A 19,114-nucleotide genomic window follows, 5' to 3' on the forward strand; every position below is an offset into this window, starting at 1 on the left:
GCTTTTGTGGAGGGATGTGCTTACCATTGGCTCATCAAAAACTTTGTTCAACCCGCTACATGAATGACATAGCCTCAAATCTTTCCAAAAGCTACATCAGTCGCTTGAGTATCGCGCTGCTCGCATTCAGCCTGGTCAGTTGCAGTGACAATCCAAACGCTACTGCGCCTGTGGCACAGCCTGCCTCACAGCCTGCATGGAATTTGGGCGGTGTGGGCTTCAAAGGACCGATCGCAAACGGGCAGGTTTGTGTGGTGGGTGCTTCTTGTAGTGATGGCAGTTCTCGAGATATTGTCTGCACTCAATCCGATGCCTTGGGGAACTATGCTCTGACTGTCACGCCTACTGAGATTGGTAATAGCTGTGGACCCTACACCATGCGAGTCACTGGCGGCTCTTATACCGACGAGGCGACAGGCCAGACAGTCTTGCTGACCAGCCCCTTGTTTGCTTATATGGGTGAAAGCGCCTCGTCTGTGAACGGGAAGCTGCAGCGGCAGGCCTTGGTAGAGGTTCTTGACATCAACACATCGGCGGCCGGACAGGGCAACGGCGTCATCATCGACGACGATGCACCTTTCCCGGGAGGCTCTCAGAGTCAGACTAGCCAATCGGGCACCTTCAATGTCACGATCCCTTCCACGATGCAATACAACACGGCAAAAAACGCCGCAGGTGGTCTCAATGATGTCACGGCCAAAGATGCTCAAACAGTGGTCAATACGGCGCTGGGCTTGAATATCAATACCAATCTGGTACAAAGTTCGCCTAAAAACGGGAATGGCAGCTTTGATATCGCTTTGCAAAGCTTGGCTCAACTGACCAGCAGCAAAGGTGTGGATGAGGTCATCAATTCAAACCCTAATTCAAACACTTTCAAAGACAACTTGGGGCAAGTGCAAAGCACACTACCGAGCTTGCCCAGCAACTGGATCTTCACCTCAAACACCGTACCCAACGGCCAGCGGTTGACCCTGCTGCCTACCGGCGAGATCACCTTGCCCAATCTGGGTGTGCTGCTGGTTCGCCGCAACGCGGGTGGTGCCTTGGAGGCATCTTTACCTAGCGGCGTCATGGCCATCTATAGCTGGCTCAATGGCCGTGCTCTCACGCTATGCGGGCCGGGCAACACCCTGTTGGGCTCGCTGTTGGCACCCTCGGTCGATGGTCTCATTCCCAGCGACGCGGGCTTTCGCTTCACCGACACCAGTGACGTTGCTGCGCTGGGCTGCGGGGCAGTGAGCTTTCCCGTGGTGCAGACCTCAGGCGCTCGCCCCCCGCAGGTGCCAGTGGCCACCACTGTCGCCTCAAGCGGCCGGGCCAACACCATACCCACCGCTGGGATACTACGGGTGTACTTGCGTGTTTTCAGCTCCCCAACGGCTGCAGCCACCGTGCTGGGCTTGGCCAGTGTGGCCACGATTCCCACCGCCACGCTACCTGCCGGCAATTATTTGCAATGGGCTGGCGGCGCGTTCAATGCCACCAACAACTACGACTTCGGTTTCAACTCCGCCTCAGCAGTGAACTTCATGCCCACGCCCACAGCCAATGGCGGCACAGGCACGGTGAGTATTGCTGTGAGCAATGCCGATGGGCGGGTGTTTGTGCGCGGCACGGCCGCCAGCGGCAACCCGTATGTGAGCGGCTTCATTGAGCCGCGCGGCTTTGGTGCCATGCTCTGTGAGCGCAGCAGCACTGGCCGCCTGCAGGCCGTAGCGGCGCTCACGGCAGGGCTGGAAAACGCCTCCACGCCAATCGGCGGTGATCAGCTGTTTGGCCGCCAATGGCGTTTTGTGCAGGGTTGTGCGCTGGGGGCTAATGGTTTGGGGCCCATCACACAAAGTGCATCAGCCGCTCAGGGCTGGACGAACAGCTATGCAGGCACGCTGACTGCTGCGCAAATGAATGCGTTGCTCTTGCCCAGTAGCACAGGCGTGCCCGGCCAAGTTGCTCCCGCTTTGGCCACAGATACCGTGTTCTACAGTGCTTTCCGAGTCAATACCAATGGCATCGTCATGATTGAGCGGCTTATCACTGCCGCAGGTGAGACCCGCGATATTCGCTTGTTTTATACCGTGGATTGAACCCTAGCGACGCACTTGTAGCGCGCCTGGATTCACGATATTTGTAGGCTGGCCTTTGATGAAATTCACAACATTATCAAACGCCGCGCCGAAGTAGAGCTCATAGCTGTCTTGCTCCACGTAGCCGATGTGTGGCGTGCAGATGCAGTTTTCTAATCTGAGCAGAGCATGGCCTTGCAGGATGGGCTCGCTTTCAAACACATCGACGGCGGCCATGCCAGGGCGGCCACGGTTGAGGGCGGCGATCAGGGCATCTTGCTCCAGCAGCTCGGCGCGAGCGGTGTTTACCAGCAGAGCAGTGGGCTTCATCAGCGAGAGATCTTGCAATCGCACGCAGCCTTCGGTTTCTTCATTGAGCCGCAAATGCAGAGAAAGCACATCGCTCGTGCTGAACAATTCTTCGCTGCTGCTGGCCGTAGCAAAGCCCAGGCCTTGCGCGCGGGCGAGCGTGGTCTCGCGACCCCATACGAGCACTTCCATTCCAAAGGCTTTGGCATAGCCCGCCACGAGCTGGGCGATTTTTCCGAAGCCAAGCAGACCAAGTGTGCGGCCTTTGAGTGTGGAGCCAAGATTGAAATTGGGTGGCATGGAGGCCGTCTTGAGGCCAGATTGCTGCCATGCGCCATGTTTCAAATTGGCAATGTATTGCGGCAAGCGGCGTTGCGCAGCCATGATGAGCGCCCAGGTGAGCTCGGCGGGAGCCGTAGGCGAACCCACGCCTTCCGCCACAGCGATGCCGCGCTCGGTACAGGCATTGACATCAATATGGCCACCGACGCGACCCGTTTGTGAAATGAGTTTTAAGCGTGGGAGCTTCTCGATGATCTGACGCGGGATCACAGAGCGCTCGCGGATCAGTACGATGACATCGGCATCTTTGAGGCGCACGGTGAGCTGGCCCACGCCTTTGACGGTGTTGGTATAGACCTTCGCCTGATATTCATCTAATTTGGATGCGCAGGGCAGTTTCCGCACAGCATCTTGGTAATCGTCAAGAATCACAATATTCATGGGCTCTTATTGTGCCTGCAAGATTTCCCTAATCCGGCTACGATCACGCCTCCAATACCTAATCATCGTATCCACAGGAGAAATTTGTGAGCATTTCTATGTCTTCGGCTAGCCTGCCCGTCTTCCAATCCATGCTGGGCAATCTCGATCATTTCCTCGTGAAAGCTGCTGCGCACGCTGCGGCCAAGAAGTTTGATCCGGCGAATTTGCTGGCTGCTCGCTTGGCTCCCGATATGCTGCCTTTCACGCGCCAAGTGCTGATCGCCTGTGATGCGAGTAAGCTGGGTGTGGCTCGCTTGTCTGGCGTGGAGGCGCCCAAGTTTGAGGATACTGAGACGACGATTGAGCAACTGCGCGAGCGGATTGCCAAGACGCTCGCATATTTCGATAGGGTGCCTGCTGACAAGCTCGATGGCACGGAAGACAAAGACATCACCTTCCCCGTGGGTCGCGATGGCACGACGCGTACGATGAAGGGTGAGGCTTATTTGAAGCATTGGGTGTTTCCTAACTTTTTCTTCCATGTGACCACGGCTTATGCGCTGCTTCGGCACAACGGCGTAGAACTGGGTAAGACGGACTATTTGCTGGGCTCAAAGGCCTAAGACTGCCAAAAACAGCGAAAATACGCGGTTGCTGCCGATTTCCGGCGGGCCGCGTATTTTTTTATCATGCTGAGCTTTTCTGCCTTTAACAAAAAATCTGAAGACACCGTGCAAGAGACATCTCAACCCAAAGTCCCTAAAGCCGCTGCAGCGCATCCGCTGGATGGGCTCACGGGTGGCGCATTTTCTGCGCCTACCTCGGGTGAGCGCGCTGCGAAGGTGCGTGAGTGGTTGAGCAGCAACCCAACGACCGAGCAGATGCAAGAGGTGTTCAAAGAATTGTCAGCTCGTGATAAAGGCGCAGCCAAACCACTGCGCGAGAAGCTCGATGAACTGAAGCGCAGCGCCTCGCAAGAGCATATTGCGGCGGATTGGGCAGTGAAGGCACAAGCCTTGCTCGACGGCAGCAAACTCAATATTGCCGATGCGCTGGCCTGGCAGCGCGATGCCGCTAAAGCCGGTGCGCCGCTCTCGAAGGAGCCATTGGCTGCACTGCGAACGAGCTTGAATGATCGCGTCAAGCAGATTGAAGATTTACAGCATCGCGCTCAGGTGCAGCGCGAAGCGGCCATCATGATGGCTCAGCGCATTGAATTGCTCTCTACCAAGCCTTTGGCTGACGCGCAAGCGGCGTTTGAAACCCTGCATGTGGATGTCAAAAATTGGAGCGAGCAAACGGCTGCGCTGCAAGCCGATGCGCAGTGGGCGAGTGTGGATGCCAAATTCACGCCGCAGCTGGAAACAGCGCAAGGGCAGCTCTCAGCACTATGGGAAGCTTTTTCCGGCGCGCTCGCGCAAGCGACCGCCGCGATGGGGGATACTGGTGCGCCGCTGCCTGCTGTGCCCGTGTGGGCGGACGCGATCCGCGCTGCGCGCGGCGAGGCTGCTTCGACGAAAGCTGAGAAGCCAGCGAAACCGAAAGTTGACCCTGAAAAACGTGCTGCGGCCAATGCTGCTGTGCGCGAAGTGCTCTCAAAATTAGAGCAAGAGCTGCAAGAGGGCCATGGCAAAGCCAGCGCTCAAGCGGCGAATGATCTGCGCGCCGCGCTCAAAGAGCATGGCGAGTTTGTGGATGACCGCACTGAGGCCAAGGCGCGTGATGCTTTGGGCGCAGCCGGCGAGATGGAAGGCTGGCAGAAATGGCGCGCGAACCAGATTCGCGAAGAGCTGATCACCAAAGCTCAAGCTTTGGTAGCCAAGCCATTGGGTGGCCGCAAGCAGCAAGAAGCTGTACGCGATTTGCGCAATGCTTGGAAGCAAACCGATCAAGGCGGCATGCCTAACCACGGCATGTGGCGCAAGTTTGATGAGGCTTGCAATGAGGCGCATAAGCTCGTGGAAGCTTGGCTGGATAAAGTGAAAGCCGAAGAAGCCACGCACAAAGCCCAGCGCGTAGCCATCATCGAAGAAATTCAGAATTGGACGGCTGCGAACGCCGCCCGCAACGATTGGAAAGCCGTGGATCGCGAGCTGCATCAGCTCGCCGAGAAATGGCGTGGCGCAGGCCACATCGGCGAGAAAGCTTTTGCTGAGCTGCAGCCGCAATACAAAGCCGCGATCAAAGCTGCCCATGGCCCACTGGAAGTAGCGCAGAAAGCATCGCTTGAGCGCCGCCGCGCTTTGATTGAAGAGGCCAAGGAGCTGGGCGCTGCGCCAATGATGCGCATCGATGCCGTGAAGAATCTGCAAGGCCGCTGGCAAACCGAGGCGCAAAGCGTGCCGATGGATCGTAAGGAAGAGCAAAAGCTCTGGGATGCGTTCCGCAAGCCGATTGATGAGGCCTTTGAGCGCAAAGGCAAGGCCCGCGAAAGCCAAGCCGCTGCAATGAGCGCGCATGATAAAGCCGTGCTTGATGCCACCAAGGCGCTCGATGAAGCCATTGCCAGCAATGATGTGAAAGCGATCCGCAATGCAATGGATGCGTTGGATGCGGTAAGCCGCGGCAGGGCTGCTCCTGTGGCTGCGCCAGCACCAGTTGCAGCACCTGTTTCTGAGCAAAAAGAGCCGATTGATGGCATAGAATCTGCGCAGAGTGCTCCTGAAAGTGTAGCGTCTGATGCGCCAGCACCTGAGTCCTCTGAAGTCACTTCCGCTCCCGTTGATGCGGCTGAGGCGCCTCAAGCAGCTGCTGCTGAAGCTGCCCCAGCGCCTGCAGAGCCGCCCAAAGCTTCGCCCAAACCCGTTGTTGCGCGCCGTGGTGACGATCGCCCTGGCGCGAAGGTGAGCACGCCCGCCAAGCCGGAAGCTGGCCGTTTTGGCGATAAGCGCGGTGGGGATCGCCGAGATGGAAAGTTTGGTGACAAGAAGCCAGGCTTTGGTGATCGCCGCCCCGATTCACGTGGAGATTCACGCGGTGATCGTGGCGCTCCTCGTGGTGATACACGCGGTGCAGGTTTTAGCGGCCGTGAAGAACGCTTCGAGGATCGAGGCCCACGTCTGTCCAACACTGCTTTCTACGCCATGCGCGATGGCATGGACAAAGCGCAAATGGCTTTGAAGAAGCTCGCCGCGCAAGCGCATGGTGAATCCGTTGTTTCCCTGCTCACCGCATGGGAAGGCCGCAATGCTGAGAGTTTGCCTACTGCGCAGCAACTGGGCCGCGGCTTAGCTCCCGCAGCCCGCACGCAATGGGCGCAAGCCTTGGCCAAGCCTGCTGCTGGCGATGCCGCGCAAGCGTTGCTTCGCCTAGAAATGGCCGCGGAAGTACCCACGCCCGCCGAGCAACTCGATGCCCGTCGTGCTTTGCAGCTTCAGCTTTTAACGAAGCGTGGCGAGGCAGCGCCAAAAGACACATGGCAGCAAGATGCGGCTACTGTGCTTGCAAGCGCGCATGAGGAGAAAAATGCAAGGCGCTTGCAAAATGCGTTGAAGGCCTTGTTGCGCTAACCCATTTGTTGGAACTCTGAACGTACTTTTGCGTCTTCTGCGTTCTTTTCTTTCCTCGCCCACGAACCCAAAAAAAAAGCCCAGTTCCGAAGAACTAGGCTTTGAAAGGGATCCCGGGCATTGCTGCCGACGAGGACCCGAGGAGACAACCTTACATAGATTCAATAACGATATTGTGCATCTTAGGTGCACAGCTTGTCTTGATATCTGACTCTAAACATCTGAGCACGAAGTCTCAGATTTCAAGGCAAGTTTGTAACGCGGGTGTTGATTAAGGCTTTAAATTAACGCTTACGGGCAGCAGCCTTGGTCGAGGCAACAGCTGTCTGGCTCACAGCAGCGATGTTTTGCTCAGCCAGCTCGGAAGCTTGCTTCACAGCCTTTTGCATCGCGTCGTAGGCATTGCCAGCAGCAGCGACAGCGCTCTTCATCACAGCCACGGCAGACTCAGAGCCTGCAGGTGCGTTTTTAGCGATGTTGTCCACGAAAGCGGCGTATTGCTTTTGAGCAGCAGCAGTTTGTGCTTCGTAAGCAGCGCCGAATTCTGCGCCGGTGCTGGAAGCGATGTCATAGAGGTGGCGGCTGTAGGCCATGCTCTTCTCAGCCAAAGGCTGGAGGAAAGAAGCTTGCAGAGCCAAGAGCTCTTGTGCGTCTTTCACGCTCAGAGCAGCCTTGGTGCCTTCAGCAGCTTCGCCCAAAGCGGCTTTGCCGGCAGTGAGATTCAACTCAACCAGCTTTTCTACACCAGCGTAGGCTTTGTGGGTCAAACCAAACAGGGTGTCAAAGTTGGCTTTTTGTGCGGCGAGAACTTGTTCAACGGTCATCATGGCGGTGCTCCTAGAGGGGTTAAGGTGGTTTCAATAATTGCTGCAGTGCAGCATTGAATTGAAGTATAGGGTAATCCCGCGGGAATGCAAGAGGTTTTTGCTGCGGTGCAGCAAAAAAGCTCGTTTTAGAGCTGATTTTCTAAATCAATGATGAAAAAGAAGGCTTTTTGGGCAATCGCCGGCATAGATACTGCGCAGAGTGCTATGTAATTAATAGTGAGTGACAATCCTGAGCATGCAAGCCTTCTACGCCGATCAGTTCGTTCTCCCGCTCCCTGAAGGCCATCGTTTTCCGATGCCCAAGTATCGGATGCTGCGCGATTGGCTCACCGCGCATTTGCCGCAGGTGAAGATGCAAGTTGCACCGCCCGCCACCGATGGCGAGCTGGCTTTGGTGCATACGCCTGCCTATATTCGCGGCATCTCGCAGGGCGTGGAGCAGGGCGGGCTCGATCCGAAGATCATGCGAGAGATTGGTTTTCCGTGGAGCGAGGCCATGGCCGAAAGAGCGCGGCGCTCAGTGGGAGCGAGCGTGGCAGCGGCGCGAGTGAGCTTGGGGCTGCAAAGCGGTCCACCAGAAGGCATCGCAGCGAATCTGGCAGGTGGCACGCACCACAGCTATGCAGACAAAGGCGGTGGCTTTTGCGTCTTTAACGATTTCGCTGTGACGGCGCGGCTGATGCAAAGCGAGTGGGCAAGGGCGTATGGGAGTTCGCGGCCGCTGCATGTCGCCATCATTGATTTAGACGTGCATCAAGGCAATGGCACCGCGCGGATTTTTCAAAATGATACGAGCGTGTTCACGCTCTCCATGCACGGCGCGAAGAATTTTCCGTTTCGCAAAGAGGCCAGCGATCTGGATGTGGATTTGCCCGACGGCTGTGGCGATGATGAATATTTGCAAGCGCTGGATCACGCGCTCGATGAACTGGAGCGGCGCTTTTTCTCACCTTATCCGCCTGGCTTGATTTTGTACCTCGCAGGCGCAGACCCACACGAGGGCGACCGCCTTGGCCGTCTGAAGCTCACGTATGACGGCCTAGAAGCGAGAGACCGCCGCGTGATGCATTGGGCTTGGCAAAGGCGTATTCCGATGGCGTTTGCGATGGGCGGGGGCTATGGCAGGGATTTGAGTACGACTTTGAAAGTGCAACAAGCAACATATGCCGTGGCCGTGGATTTTTGGGCAAAATGGCAAGCTAAAAACTGATATTTAATACAGTAAATCACCATTCTTCCCCCTACAATCCCACGCATGGCAGATAAGTTACCGACTCAATATTCCGAAGGCTCAATCCGTGTTTTGAAGGGGCTGGAGCCCGTCAAGCAGCGGCCGGGCATGTATACCCGCACGGATAATCCGCTGCACATCATCCAAGAGGTGCTGGATAACGCGGCCGATGAAGCCTTGGCTGGCCACGGCAAGCGCATCAAGGTGGAGCTGCATACCGATGGTTCGGTGAGCGTGCATGACGATGGGCGCGGGATTCCGTTTGGCATGCATCCTGAGGAGAAGGTGGCGGTGCTGGAGATCGTGTTCACGCGCTTGCATGCGGGTGGCAAGTTTGACAAAGGCAAGGGTGGCGCTTACAGCTTCTCAGGCGGCTTGCATGGCGTGGGCGTGAGCGTGACGAATGCGCTGGCTAAGCGGCTGGAAGTGACGAGCCATCGCGAGGGTATGGTGGCCAAACTTGTGTTCTCCGGCGGAGATGTGGTGGAGAAACTGCATTTGCGCAAGCAGGTGGAAGGGGATCGTAAAAACGGCACTTCGGTGCGCGCTTGGCCGGATGCGAAGTATTTTGAATCTGCTGCTTTGCCGCATGCCGAGCTGGTGCATTTGCTGCGCAGCAAAGCCGTGCTGATGCCGGGCGTGACGGTCTCGCTCGTGGATGAGAAGAAAAAAGACACGCAAACCTGGCAATACAAAGGCGGCCTGCGCGATTATTTGGAGCAAAGTTTGCCAGCAGATGCGGTGATTCCGCTGTGGGAAGGCGAAGGCTTTGCGGAGAACAACGACACCTTTGCCGAAGGCGAGGGCGCGGCTTGGTGCGTGGCGTTTACCGAAGAGGGTAACCCGATTCGCGAGAGCTATGTGAATTTGATTCCCACCAGCGCTGGCGGCACACATGATTCTGGTTTGCGCGATGGCTTGTTTAACGCCGTGAAGAGCTTTGTGGATCTGCATTCGCTGCTGCCCAAGGGCGTGAAGCTTATGCCGGAAGATGTGTTTGCGCGGGCATCGTATGTGCTCTCCGCGAAGGTGCTCGATCCGCAATTCCAAGGGCAGATCAAAGAGCGCTTGAATTCGCGTGATGCTGTGCGCCTCGTGAGCAGCTATGTGCGCCCTGCGATGGAGCTGTGGCTCAACCAGCATGTGGACTATGGCAAAAAGCTCGCCGAGCTGGCCATCAAAGCCGCGCAATCGCGCCAACGCGCTGGCCAGAAGGTTGAAAAGCGCAAAGGCTCAGGCGTGGCCGTGCTTCCAGGCAAACTCACCGATTGCGAGAGCCGCGATTTGGCGCATAACGAAGTGTTCCTGGTCGAGGGTGATTCGGCAGGCGGCTCAGCCAAGATGGGGCGCGATAAAGAAACGCAGGCGATTTTGCCTTTGCGCGGTAAGGTGCTCAATACATGGGAAGTGGAGCGTGATCGCCTGTTTGCCAACACCGAGATACACGATATTTCGGTGGCGATTGGCGTTGATCCACACGGGCCTGACGATTCACCCGACATGAGCGGCCTGCGCTACGGCAAGATTTGTATTCTGAGCGACGCGGATGTGGATGGCTCTCATATCCAAGTGCTCCTGCTCACGCTCTTCTTCAAGCATTTCCCCAAGCTCATCGAAGCCGGCAACCTCTACGTCGCCCGCCCACCGCTCTTCCGTGTAGATACACCTGCCCGAGGCAAAAAAGCCGCTGGCAAGGTGTATGCGCTTGACGAAGGCGAGCTCACCGCGATTCTGGACAAACTGCGCAAAGAAGGCGTGGCCGAAGGCAAATGGACAATCAGCCGCTTCAAAGGCCTGGGCGAGATGAACGCCGAGCAACTTTGGGAAACGACGCTGAACCCTGACACCCGCCGTCTGCTCCCCGTGCAATACGGCAACCTAGATTTCGCCCAGACCGCCAACAACTTCAACCAACTCATGGGCAAAGGCGAAGCCGCTGCTCGTAGAGAGTTGATGGAGTTGCATGGGGATGAGGTTGAGGTGGATGTTTGATGACTTCCCGTATCCGCCTACGCCCCACGCTTGCGAGCGACATCCCTTTCGTACTCTCTCTGGAGCAGGACGAGCAGAACTTGCCGTTTATCACGCCTTGGGAGCGCACGCAGCATGAGGCTTCGATTCGGTTTCCGGATATGCGGCATTTCATCATTGAAGGCGGCGCGGGGCTGGAGGCTGTGGGTTTTTTGATTTTGATTGGGTGTCGTAATCCGCATCAATCCATTGAACTCAAGCGTATGGTCGTGGCATCTAAAGGGCAGGGTTTAGGGCGGGCAGCTTTGCGCGTGGCTAAACGTGTTGCTTTTGATGATTTGGGCGCGCATCGCTTTTGGCTGGATGTGAAAGCGCGCAATGTGCGAGCAAAGGCTCTGTATGACTCTGAAGGCTTTGTGATGGAAGGCACGCTGCGAGAGGCGGTACGGCTGCAGCAGGTAGCGAGCAGTTTGCCTGCTGGGCGGGGCTCGCAAGCTGGCGTGGATTTTGATTCATTGCATGTGCTTTCGATGCTGCGCACGGAGTTTGATGCGCGGCGCTCGGGTGGTTTGGAAGGCAGTTTTTAATGGTTTTTATGACTGAAAACCATCGATTGCTGGCGTATTTACTGCGCGAGTTGCTATTAAATTGGAAGCGCTGGTTTTGCCTTGCTTCTCTAACTCTATTGGCTATGACACCAGCGCACGCCGATGTCTGGGGCTATATCGATGCCAAAGGCGTGGCGCATTTTGCTGCTGAGAAGTTGGATGATCGTTATGAGCTGTTTTTCAAAGGTGGAACAGGTGGTGTTGGCTTTGATACGCGTGATGGCGTAGCAGCGCCTACTAAGCCAGAGGTGGAAACGCCTCGCCAAGTGGCGGTGCCTGCTGGCAAATCCAAGCTGATCGCCTTCTTTGATGTGTCGCCGAATTTCAAGGCGGTGAAGCATCACATGCGCGAAGCCTCGCAGGCTCACAATGTTGATTTTGAGCTACTGCAAGCCTTGATAGCGACCGAGAGTGGCTTTGACACGAATGCGGTAAGCCCCAAGGGCGCTGTCGGCCTGATGCAACTTATGCCGCCCACGGCGCAGCGCTACGGCGTCAGCGGCGATGCGAAGACACCGATTGAGAAAAGGCTGACCGACCCGAGAACCAATATCCGCGCAGGCACACGCTATCTGCGCGATCTGATCAATATGTTCCCCGGTAAGTTGGAGCTCGCTCTGGCCGCTTACAACGCAGGTGAGGGTGCGGTGCAGCGCTATGGCAACAAGATTCCGCCCTTCAAAGAAACGCAGAACTACGTCGTCACGGTGATGCAGATTTATAACCAGCTCAAGCCGCCGGCAGCGATAGTGCAGCGCCAGCAGCAAACTCAAACACCCAATCGCGTGCGCATGGAGTTTGGCAACCAAGCCCCTGGCCAAATCGCAGGGCGCGGCAATATGGTGCCGCCTCTGACCGCACCAGCATTGCCAGCCACAGACATCAAGTAAACCGCTTTTCAATTCGTACATCTCATGAGCGACCCGACCCTTTTCGATATCGATCCCCCCAATACGCCGCCGCCCATCGATCCACCTGGTAGCAAAATGGGCAGCGGTGATGATGGCGACAGCCTCAATCTCGCCGTCTATGCCCAGCGCGCCTACCTTGAATATGCTTTGAGTGTCGTCAAAGGGCGCGCTTTGCCAGACGTGTGCGATGGCCAAAAGCCGGTGCAGCGGCGCATCATTTATTCGATGCATCGCATGGGCCTCAGCTTCGGCGGCAGCAATGGCGCAAGCGGTGCGAAGCCTGTGAAATCTGCTCGTGTGGTGGGCGATGTGCTGGGCAAATACCATCCGCATGGCGACAGCGCTGCGTATGACGCGATGGTACGCATGGCGCAAGGCTTTTCGCAGCGCTATCCGCTGATTGACGGGCAGGGCAATTTCGGCTCACGCGATGGCGATAGCGCTGCCGCAATGCGCTACACCGAAGCGCGCCTCGCAAAAATCGCCACGCTGCTGACCGATGAAGTGGATATGGGCACGGTTGATTTCATTCCGAATTACGATGGCTCGGAGCAAGAGCCTCGCTTGTTGCCTGCACGTTTGCCCTTTGATTTGCTTAATGGGGCAAGTGGTATCGCCGTGGGTTTGGCCACTGAAATACCAAGCCACAACTTGCATGAAGTGGCGCAGGCCACCGTTGCGCTCATCAAGAATGCCAAGCTCTCGGATGAAGAGCTCTTCACCCTGATCCCAGGCCCAGATTTTGCCAATGGCGGCCAGATCATCAGCCCAGCCTCTGATATTGCTGACGCGTATCGCACTGGGCGCGGCTCGCTCAAAATCCGTGCACGCTGGAAGATTGAAGAGCTGGCGCGTGGGCAATGGCAACTCGTCGTCACAGAATTGCCGCAGGGCGTGAGCACGGCCAAGGTGCTCGAAGAAATTGAAGAGATCACCAATCCCAAGGTGAAAACGGGCAAGAAGGCGCTCACGCAAGAGCAAACCCAGCTCAAGGCAAGCATGCTCGCGCTGCTGGATGTGGCTCGCGATGAGAGTAACAAAGATGCCCATGTGCGCCTCGTGTTTGAGCCGAAGACGAGCAAGATTGGTCAGCAGGAGCTGATCACTGCGCTGCTCGCGCATACCTCGCTAGAGAGCAGCTGCCCGATCAACCTGACTGCGATTGGCCTCGACGGTATTCCGAAGCAGAAAACACTGCGCGAGATGATCAGCGAGTGGATCGAATTCCGCGCCACCACAATCGAACGCCGCAGCCGCCATCGCTTGGAAAAGGTGCTGGAGCGCATCCACATTCTGGAAGGCCGCCAGATCGTCTTGCTCAATATCGACGAGGTGATCGCCATCATTCGCCAGAGCGATGAGCCGAAAGCAGCGTTGATTGCGCGCTTCAAGTTGACTGATCGCCAAGCGGAAGACATTCTTGAAATCCGCCTGCGTCAGCTAGCCCGCCTAGAGGCCATCAAGATCGAGCAAGAGCTGAAAGAGCTGCGCGAAGAGCAGGGCAAGCTGGAAGACATCATCAATTCGCCCGCCACGCTGCGCCGCTTGATGATCAAAGAAATTGAGACGGATGCCAAAACCTTTGGCGATCCTGCCAAAGATCCACGCCGCACGCTCATCCAAGCTGAGAAGAAAGCCGTTGCTGAAATCAAAGTGGTGGATGAGCCTGTCACAGTCGTCGTCTCCAGCAAAGGCTGGGTGCGCGCCCGCACCGGCCATGGGCACGAGGCCGCCAGCTTTGCCTTCAAAGCAGGTGATGGCCTCTACGACACCTTCGAATGCCGTACGGTGGATACGCTGCTCGCCTTCGGCAGCAATGGCCGCGTTTACAGCGTGCCCGTCGCCAGCTTGCCCGGTGCGCGCGGCGATGGTCAGCCAGTGACGACGTTGATCGAACTCGAGTCCGGCACCCAGCTGCTGCATTACTTCGCAGGTGCTGCGAATGCGCAGCTCTTGCTTTCTAGCAGCGGTGGCTACGGCTTCATTGCGAATGTGGAAAACATGATCTCGCGCCAAAAAGCGGGCAAAGCCTTTATCAGCGTAGGCGAGGGTGAATCAGTCTGCAAGCCCTCTCCACTAGAGATTTTCATAAGAAATGTGGCGGTAGCCGGCTTAGAATCTGCGCAGAGTGCTCCTAAATCAGTAGTGGCTACGCATGTGGCATGTGCCTCCACAGATGGCCGTATCTTGACTTTTGAAATCACCGAGCTCAAGGCCATGACCGGCGGCGGACGCGGTCTGATGCTGATTGATTTGGATAAGAAAGACACGCTTGCGGGCGCGGCGGCCTACAGCCGCAGCATCAAAATCTTTGGTATTGGCCGAGGCGGCAAAGAGCGCGAAGAGCAGCTCGAAATCCGCAGCCTCAACAACGCCCGCGCCGCCAGAGCCCGCAAAGGCAAGGCGGCGGATCTTGGTTTCAAGCCCACTGGCGTAGTTCGCGTGGAATAAGTGTGGCCAACACATGAGCGTTTTGCAAACCGAATTCGTCGGACGCATCACGCTCATGCGGGAGCAGCTGCAAGATGTCTCCGTGTATCCGTTCAATTTGCCTGCGCTCAAAGAATTTGATCAGCTCAAGCCGCATCCAAAAGTCACGTTTTTCGTCGGAGAAAACGGCTCTGGCAAATCCACTTTGCTCGAGGCCCTGGCGGTGAGCCTAGGGATGAACGCAGAAGGTGGCACAGAAAATTTTCGATTTGGCACACGCGCTTCGCACTCCTGCTTGCATGAGTATTTGCGGATCGCCAAAGGCTTTAAGCGGCCACAAACGAAATTCTTTTTGCGTGCTGAGAGCTATTTCAATTTAGCGACTGAAATTGAGAACTTAGATGCTGCGCCAGCCTCTGGCCCGCCCATCATCAACTCTTATGGCTATCGCTCATTGCACGAGCAATCTCACGGCGAATCCTTCATGGCCTTGATGATGAATCGTTTCGGTAAAAACGGCCTCTATCTGCTCGATGAGCCTGAAGCAGCGCTTTCCCCGCAACGTCAGCTCGTTGCACTCTCGCGCATGCATGAGTTGGTACAAGAGGGCAGCCAATTCATCATTGCCACGCATTCGCCCATCCTCATGGCCTACCCAGATGCGGTGACCTATGAGTTTTCAGCCAAAGGTATTGCGGCCGTGAAGTATGAAGAGACCAGCCATTTTCAGATCACGAAGAATTTCTTGATGAACCCTGAAAGGATGCTGGATATTTTGATGGCGGATGCCAGCAAAAATGCATCGGCTTCATCGCCTTGTTAAGACCGATCAATGCAGATGATGGTGATGGCCGTCGCCGTCATGGCCGGCGTGGTGGCTGGCTTCCATCTTGAAGAAGCCGATACCCGCCGTGCCCTTGCCAATTTCGTCGAGCGTGGCTTCGCGAATTTCATTCACCTTGATACGCAAGCGTAGCGCCATGCCAGCGAGCGGGTGATTGCCATCGAGGATGACGTGATCGGGATAAATATCTGTGACATGGAAAAACACGTCTTTCGGCGCATTGGGGTCGCAGCCCGGTGGCAGGCCTTCGAAGAGCATGCCTTCTTCTAAATTCTCTGGAAACTTATCGCGCGGCGCCATGTAGATCAGTTTGTCGATGTAATCGCCGAAGGCATCTTGCGGCTCCAGATGGAGTTCCACAACTTCGTTTTGCACTTTGCCGATGAGGCTTTCTTCAATCTTAGCAAGAAGATCGGTACCGCCCATGAGGAATTCAGTGGGCTCTTCCAAGACGTCCAGCTCCTCGCCTAAGGTGTCTTTCATCACCCAGGTGAGGGCAACGATGCATTGGGGTTTGACATGGTGGAGTTGAATTTCGTCGGACATGGTGATGAGTTAGTTCACTGGAGAATAGAACGCAACATACGCAGAAAAACTAGGGGCGTTCACTTTTTGCGCCTTCTGCGATTGTTCTGCGACTTTTGCGTTCTTTGGGTTGAATCGCTATGCCGCTAGATCAGGCAGAATTGTCCCATGAATGTGAAACTCCCCCTTGTCTTGCTCGGCGGCATCAGCCCAGAGCAGTTTATGAGCCAGTATTGGCAAAAGAAGCCCTTGTTAATTCGCGCTGCTGTGCCGGATTTCAAGCCCTTGGTCAGTGTAGAAGAGCTTTTAGACTTTGCGGCCCATGATGAAGTCGAATCTCGCCTCGTAGAACACACCGCCAAAGGCTGGAAGCTCACGCCTGGGCCCGTTCAGAAAGCGCCTGGCGGGAAGAAGAAAGACTGGACGCTGCTTGTGCAAGGCATGGATGTACACAGCGCTGCTGTGCATGCGCTGCTGCAGCAATTTCGCTTTGTGCCTGATGCACGGCTCGATGACGTGATGATCTCGCTGGCGGGCGAGGGCGGGGGCGTGGGGCCGCATTTTGATTCTTATGATGTGTTTTTGCTGCAAGCCTCTGGGCGCAGACGTTGGCAAATTTCTGCACAGAAAGATTTGGCACTGGTGGATGGTGCGCCACTGAAGATTTTGCAAAACTTCAAACCGACGCAGGAATGGGTTTTGGAGCCGGGTGACATGCTCTACTTGCCGCCGCGCTATGCGCATGATGGCGTGGCGCTGGATGCACTCTGCCAAACCTATTCGATTGGCTTTCGTGCACCGAAAGCAGGCGAGTTGGCGCGCGAGCTGCTGCATCGTTTGGCCGAAGAGATCGCCGACAGCACGGAAGATGATCCCAAGCTCGCCAAACTCTACGAAGACAAAGCTCAAGAGGCGACATCTCATCCTGGCCAAATGCCTGCAGCGCTGATGGCTTTTGCTCTTGACGCTGTAAGCAAATCGCTGGCAGACAAAACCCTCATCGAGCAATTGATCGGCGAATACCTCACGGATCCGAAAGCGGGTGTGTATTTTGATGAAGGCAGTTTGCCCAAAAATTATTCCAAGGTCGTACTGCATGCCGCCACGCGCATGAGCTACGACACCAAGCACATGTTCATCAATGGCCAAAGCTTCAAATGCGCTGGCACGGATGCCAAGCTGCTGCGCAAGCTCGCTGATGAGCGACAGATATCTGCTATTGAATTAAGAGCGGGTAGCCCAGCCTTGCTGCCGGCGATTGGCGAGTTTGCCAAAGAGGGGTGGCTTCGTGGTGAGTGACTCTGCTGCCAAACCTAGCTTGCTGGAAGGCGCATTCTCAGGCCGCGCTGATTTTCAGCAGCTGATCCGTGATGCAATCAACACAGCAGCAAAAGAAGGCTGGCGCGAGATGGTGTGGTTTGATCTGAACTATGAAGACTGGCCTTTGGGCGAGCGCAGCGTGGAAGCTGATCTGCAAGAGTGGAGCGCCACAGGTCGTAAGCTCACCATCGTCGCCAAGCGATTTGATGGGTTGATCGCCAAGCATCATCGTTTTGTGAATTGGCGCAAGCAGTGGAGCCATATCATCGAAGCTCGCGCCGTGACCAGTGCATCAGACGAAGAATTCCCCAGTCTGATCCTGGCCCCCGATTGGGCGATGCACCGCTTGCAACCCACTCTGTGCAAGGGTGTGGCAGGCTATGGAGCCAAGCGCAGGGTTGATTTGCGTGAGCTGAGCAATGAATGGCTATCGCTCAGTGCGTCGTCTTTTCCTTCAACCACTCTTGGTCTGTAGGTGAATGATCTAAACAGCGCAGGTGCGGAAACCGTAAAACCCACCATCTCGCTCAGATCTGGCGTAGCCTCTGAAAGTCGCATGTTTCATGCGCTCGCGTGTAGCCCAACTTGCACCGCGCAAGGTTTTGCAGTGATCGAAGTGCACGGTGCTGCCTTGATACCAAGGTGAGGGCACAAAGCCGGGGTAGGGGCGGAAGGTGTTGATCGTCCACTCCCATACATCGCCCCAGCGAAAACCTTGACCCACGAGGCGGCTGGCAGCTATTTCCCACTCCACCTCGGTGGGTAGGCGTCTTCCAGCCCAATGGGCGTAGGCCTGTGCTTCATACCAACTCACATGCATGGCACTGCTACCAGAGGCCATGCGCTGAATTCGGCCAAAGCGCATTTGCATCACGGCGCCACTGGCTACACCGATTTGCTCAACATAGCGCGGCGCGCGCCGGCCAAACTCTTTGCCTTGCCCTGCGGATGCTTCTTTGAGCCAACTCTGGCCCTCTGGGCTCCAATGTGCCATATCGTCATAGCCGCCATCATCGACAAATTCAACATATTGCGCCCAATTCACTGGCTGGGCGTCGATTTCAAACGCTGGCACACTCACTTCATGCTGCGGGCATTCGTTGTCAAAAGAAAAGCCGCTCGGCTGCGCGCCCATCAGCCAGCGCGTTGAAGGCACATGCAATGGCTCGCGCGCCGCGTAGGCCACCTGCGCAGGCACAGGCAGCTTAAGCCCCAAGGTTTGCGCCATCACGATGAATTGCTCGCTGAGCTGGTCTTCTCTAGCGAGCGCGAGACGAAAGAAATACAGGCCGTCATCTGTAGGCGCTGATTTCTCCAGCAACTCAAGTGTTGTTTCTAATGTTTCTAGCAAATAGGCCTTGATCACACCCAGATCAGGATAGGTTTGCGTCCAGCGCTCAGCGCGGCTGGAAAGGCGCGGATCAAAGCAGGCGTCAGCACGCGGCTCAATGGAGGCCAGCAAAGCAGGCTGCTGTGGGCATTGCAGCCCTAGCTGGCGCTGTGTATTGCGCCCCACCCAATATTCTTGAAACCAGCCCGCATGCCCAAGCAACCACAGAGGCGGCAATACCTCGCCCATACGCGGTACAGAAAGATCTGCGGCAAATCTCAAATCTGGTACCAAGCGCTCAAACTCTGCCATCAAATGCAAAGTGTGATTGCGCGCATCCATCAATGCAAGCGACAAAAGATCCGCCCCAGCGTGGCGAATCTCCGGCGATTCAATGGATATCGTGGGCGAGGGCACTTGTGAAGGCACGGTAGACAGACAGGGGTGTACGCGGGTACTGCAAGGAATTTTGATTATCCTTGACTTAGACAAAATATGGGCAATACTTCGACAAATAGCCTGATGGCT

Annotated in this window: 15 protein-coding genes; 11 read left to right on the forward strand and 4 right to left on the reverse strand. The window is 56.1% G+C overall.

Annotated elements, in window-relative coordinates; all coding sequences use genetic code 11:
* Window positions 1-59 precede the first annotated feature (59 nt).
* Window positions 60-2,087 (forward strand): hypothetical protein, encoded by a 2,028-nt coding sequence (locus KIH26_RS06545; protein WP_213443588.1) that lies wholly within the window; start codon window positions 60-62, stop codon window positions 2,085-2,087.
* Window positions 2,088-2,090: 3 nt separating this feature from the next.
* Here the strand turns inward: KIH26_RS06545 and KIH26_RS06550 are convergent, their stop codons facing one another.
* Complete coding sequence (locus KIH26_RS06550; RefSeq protein ID WP_213443589.1) at window positions 2,091-3,098, reverse strand: D-2-hydroxyacid dehydrogenase family protein; 1,008 nt, start codon at window positions 3,096-3,098, stop codon at window positions 2,091-2,093.
* A gap of 86 nt (window positions 3,099-3,184) precedes the next feature.
* Between KIH26_RS06550 and KIH26_RS06555 the strand changes: the two genes are divergently transcribed.
* Both KIH26_RS06555 and KIH26_RS06560 read left to right on the forward strand, forming a co-directional pair.
* Window positions 3,185-3,703, forward strand: a complete 519-nt coding sequence (locus KIH26_RS06555; protein ID WP_349627849.1) for a DUF1993 domain-containing protein — start codon at window positions 3,185-3,187, stop codon at window positions 3,701-3,703.
* Between the two features lie 66 nt (window positions 3,704-3,769).
* Window positions 3,770-6,589: a DUF349 domain-containing protein gene (locus tag KIH26_RS06560; protein ID WP_213443590.1), complete on the forward strand. Its 2,820-nt coding sequence runs from the start codon at window positions 3,770-3,772 to the stop codon at window positions 6,587-6,589.
* Between the two features lie 284 nt (window positions 6,590-6,873).
* Here KIH26_RS06560 and KIH26_RS06565 read toward each other — a convergent pair whose 3' ends face one another.
* A complete protein-coding gene (locus tag KIH26_RS06565) occupies window positions 6,874-7,416 on the reverse strand; it encodes a phasin family protein (protein ID WP_213443591.1) in 543 nt (180 codons plus the stop codon).
* Between the two features lie 235 nt (window positions 7,417-7,651).
* Between KIH26_RS06565 and KIH26_RS06570 the strand changes: the two genes are divergently transcribed.
* The 6 genes from KIH26_RS06570 to KIH26_RS06595 all read left to right on the forward strand — a co-directional run bounded on the left by KIH26_RS06570 (window position 7,652) and on the right by KIH26_RS06595 (window position 15,390).
* Window positions 7,652-8,626 carry a histone deacetylase family protein gene (locus tag KIH26_RS06570; RefSeq protein WP_213443592.1) on the forward strand — a complete coding sequence of 325 codons (975 nt, stop codon included), beginning with the start codon at window positions 7,652-7,654 and terminating at the stop codon, window positions 8,624-8,626.
* 45 nt (window positions 8,627-8,671) lie between these two features.
* Window positions 8,672-10,639 (forward strand): DNA topoisomerase IV subunit B, encoded by a 1,968-nt coding sequence (locus KIH26_RS06575; protein WP_213443594.1) that lies wholly within the window; start codon window positions 8,672-8,674, stop codon window positions 10,637-10,639.
* Window positions 10,639-11,205, forward strand: coding sequence for a GNAT family N-acetyltransferase (locus KIH26_RS06580; protein WP_213443595.1), 567 nt, complete (start codon window positions 10,639-10,641; stop codon window positions 11,203-11,205). Before KIH26_RS06575 ends, KIH26_RS06580 begins: the two co-directional genes overlap by 1 nt.
* 104 nt (window positions 11,206-11,309) lie before the next feature.
* Window positions 11,310-12,116 carry a lytic transglycosylase domain-containing protein gene (locus KIH26_RS06585; protein WP_213443596.1) on the forward strand — a complete coding sequence of 269 codons (807 nt, stop codon included), beginning with the start codon at window positions 11,310-11,312 and terminating at the stop codon, window positions 12,114-12,116.
* 96 nt (window positions 12,117-12,212) lie between these two features.
* Entirely contained in the window at window positions 12,213-14,588 is a 2,376-nt protein-coding gene (parC, locus tag KIH26_RS06590; protein ID WP_213444727.1) for a DNA topoisomerase IV subunit A, read from the forward strand.
* Window positions 14,589-14,601: 13 nt separating this feature from the next.
* Complete coding sequence (locus KIH26_RS06595; protein ID WP_213443597.1) at window positions 14,602-15,390, forward strand: AAA family ATPase; 789 nt, start codon at window positions 14,602-14,604, stop codon at window positions 15,388-15,390.
* A 6-nt stretch (window positions 15,391-15,396) separates the two neighbouring features.
* Here the strand turns inward: KIH26_RS06595 and KIH26_RS06600 are convergent, their stop codons facing one another.
* The gene (locus KIH26_RS06600) at window positions 15,397-15,957 is read right to left on the reverse strand and encodes an FKBP-type peptidyl-prolyl cis-trans isomerase (RefSeq protein ID WP_213443599.1); all 561 of its coding nucleotides are present in this window, start codon (window positions 15,955-15,957) and stop codon (window positions 15,397-15,399) included.
* A gap of 147 nt (window positions 15,958-16,104) precedes the next feature.
* Between KIH26_RS06600 and KIH26_RS06605 the strand changes: the two genes are divergently transcribed.
* Window positions 16,105-17,235: a JmjC domain-containing protein gene (locus KIH26_RS06605; RefSeq protein ID WP_213443600.1), complete on the forward strand. Its 1,131-nt coding sequence runs from the start codon at window positions 16,105-16,107 to the stop codon at window positions 17,233-17,235.
* Window positions 17,228-17,731, forward strand: a complete 504-nt coding sequence (locus KIH26_RS06610; protein ID WP_213443601.1) for a hypothetical protein — start codon at window positions 17,228-17,230, stop codon at window positions 17,729-17,731. The genes KIH26_RS06605 and KIH26_RS06610 overlap by 8 nt, the downstream gene beginning before the upstream one ends.
* A 9-nt stretch (window positions 17,732-17,740) precedes the next feature.
* Here KIH26_RS06610 and KIH26_RS06615 read toward each other — a convergent pair whose 3' ends face one another.
* Window positions 17,741-19,015: an SUMF1/EgtB/PvdO family nonheme iron enzyme gene (locus KIH26_RS06615; protein ID WP_349627850.1), complete on the reverse strand. Its 1,275-nt coding sequence runs from the start codon at window positions 19,013-19,015 to the stop codon at window positions 17,741-17,743.
* Window positions 19,016-19,114: the final 99 nt, after the last annotated feature.

This window comes from Variovorax sp. PCZ-1, assembly GCF_018413605.1.
GTDB lineage: Bacteria > Pseudomonadota > Gammaproteobacteria > Burkholderiales > Burkholderiaceae_C > JANMDU01.

Excerpts from the sequence above, each read along its gene's own strand:
- KIH26_RS06545 (WP_213443588.1), top strand. The coding sequence starts at position 60 with ATGAATGACATAGCCTCAAATCTTTCCAAAAGCTACATCAGTCGCTTG.
- KIH26_RS06550 (WP_213443589.1), bottom strand. The coding sequence starts at position 3,098 with ATGAATATTGTGATTCTTGACGATTACCAAGATGCTGTGCGGAAACTG.
- KIH26_RS06560 (WP_213443590.1), top strand. The coding sequence starts at position 3,770 with ATGCTGAGCTTTTCTGCCTTTAACAAAAAATCTGAAGACACCGTGCAA.
- KIH26_RS06565 (WP_213443591.1), bottom strand. The coding sequence starts at position 7,416 with ATGATGACCGTTGAACAAGTTCTCGCCGCACAAAAAGCCAACTTTGAC.
- KIH26_RS06570 (WP_213443592.1), top strand. The coding sequence starts at position 7,652 with ATGCAAGCCTTCTACGCCGATCAGTTCGTTCTCCCGCTCCCTGAAGGC.
- KIH26_RS06575 (WP_213443594.1), top strand. The coding sequence starts at position 8,672 with ATGGCAGATAAGTTACCGACTCAATATTCCGAAGGCTCAATCCGTGTT.
- KIH26_RS06580 (WP_213443595.1), top strand. The coding sequence starts at position 10,639 with ATGACTTCCCGTATCCGCCTACGCCCCACGCTTGCGAGCGACATCCCT.
- KIH26_RS06585 (WP_213443596.1), top strand. The coding sequence starts at position 11,310 with ATGACACCAGCGCACGCCGATGTCTGGGGCTATATCGATGCCAAAGGC.
- parC (WP_213444727.1), top strand. The coding sequence starts at position 12,213 with ATGGGCAGCGGTGATGATGGCGACAGCCTCAATCTCGCCGTCTATGCC.
- KIH26_RS06595 (WP_213443597.1), top strand. The coding sequence starts at position 14,602 with ATGAGCGTTTTGCAAACCGAATTCGTCGGACGCATCACGCTCATGCGG.
- KIH26_RS06600 (WP_213443599.1), bottom strand. The coding sequence starts at position 15,957 with ATGTCCGACGAAATTCAACTCCACCATGTCAAACCCCAATGCATCGTT.
- KIH26_RS06605 (WP_213443600.1), top strand. The coding sequence starts at position 16,105 with ATGAATGTGAAACTCCCCCTTGTCTTGCTCGGCGGCATCAGCCCAGAG.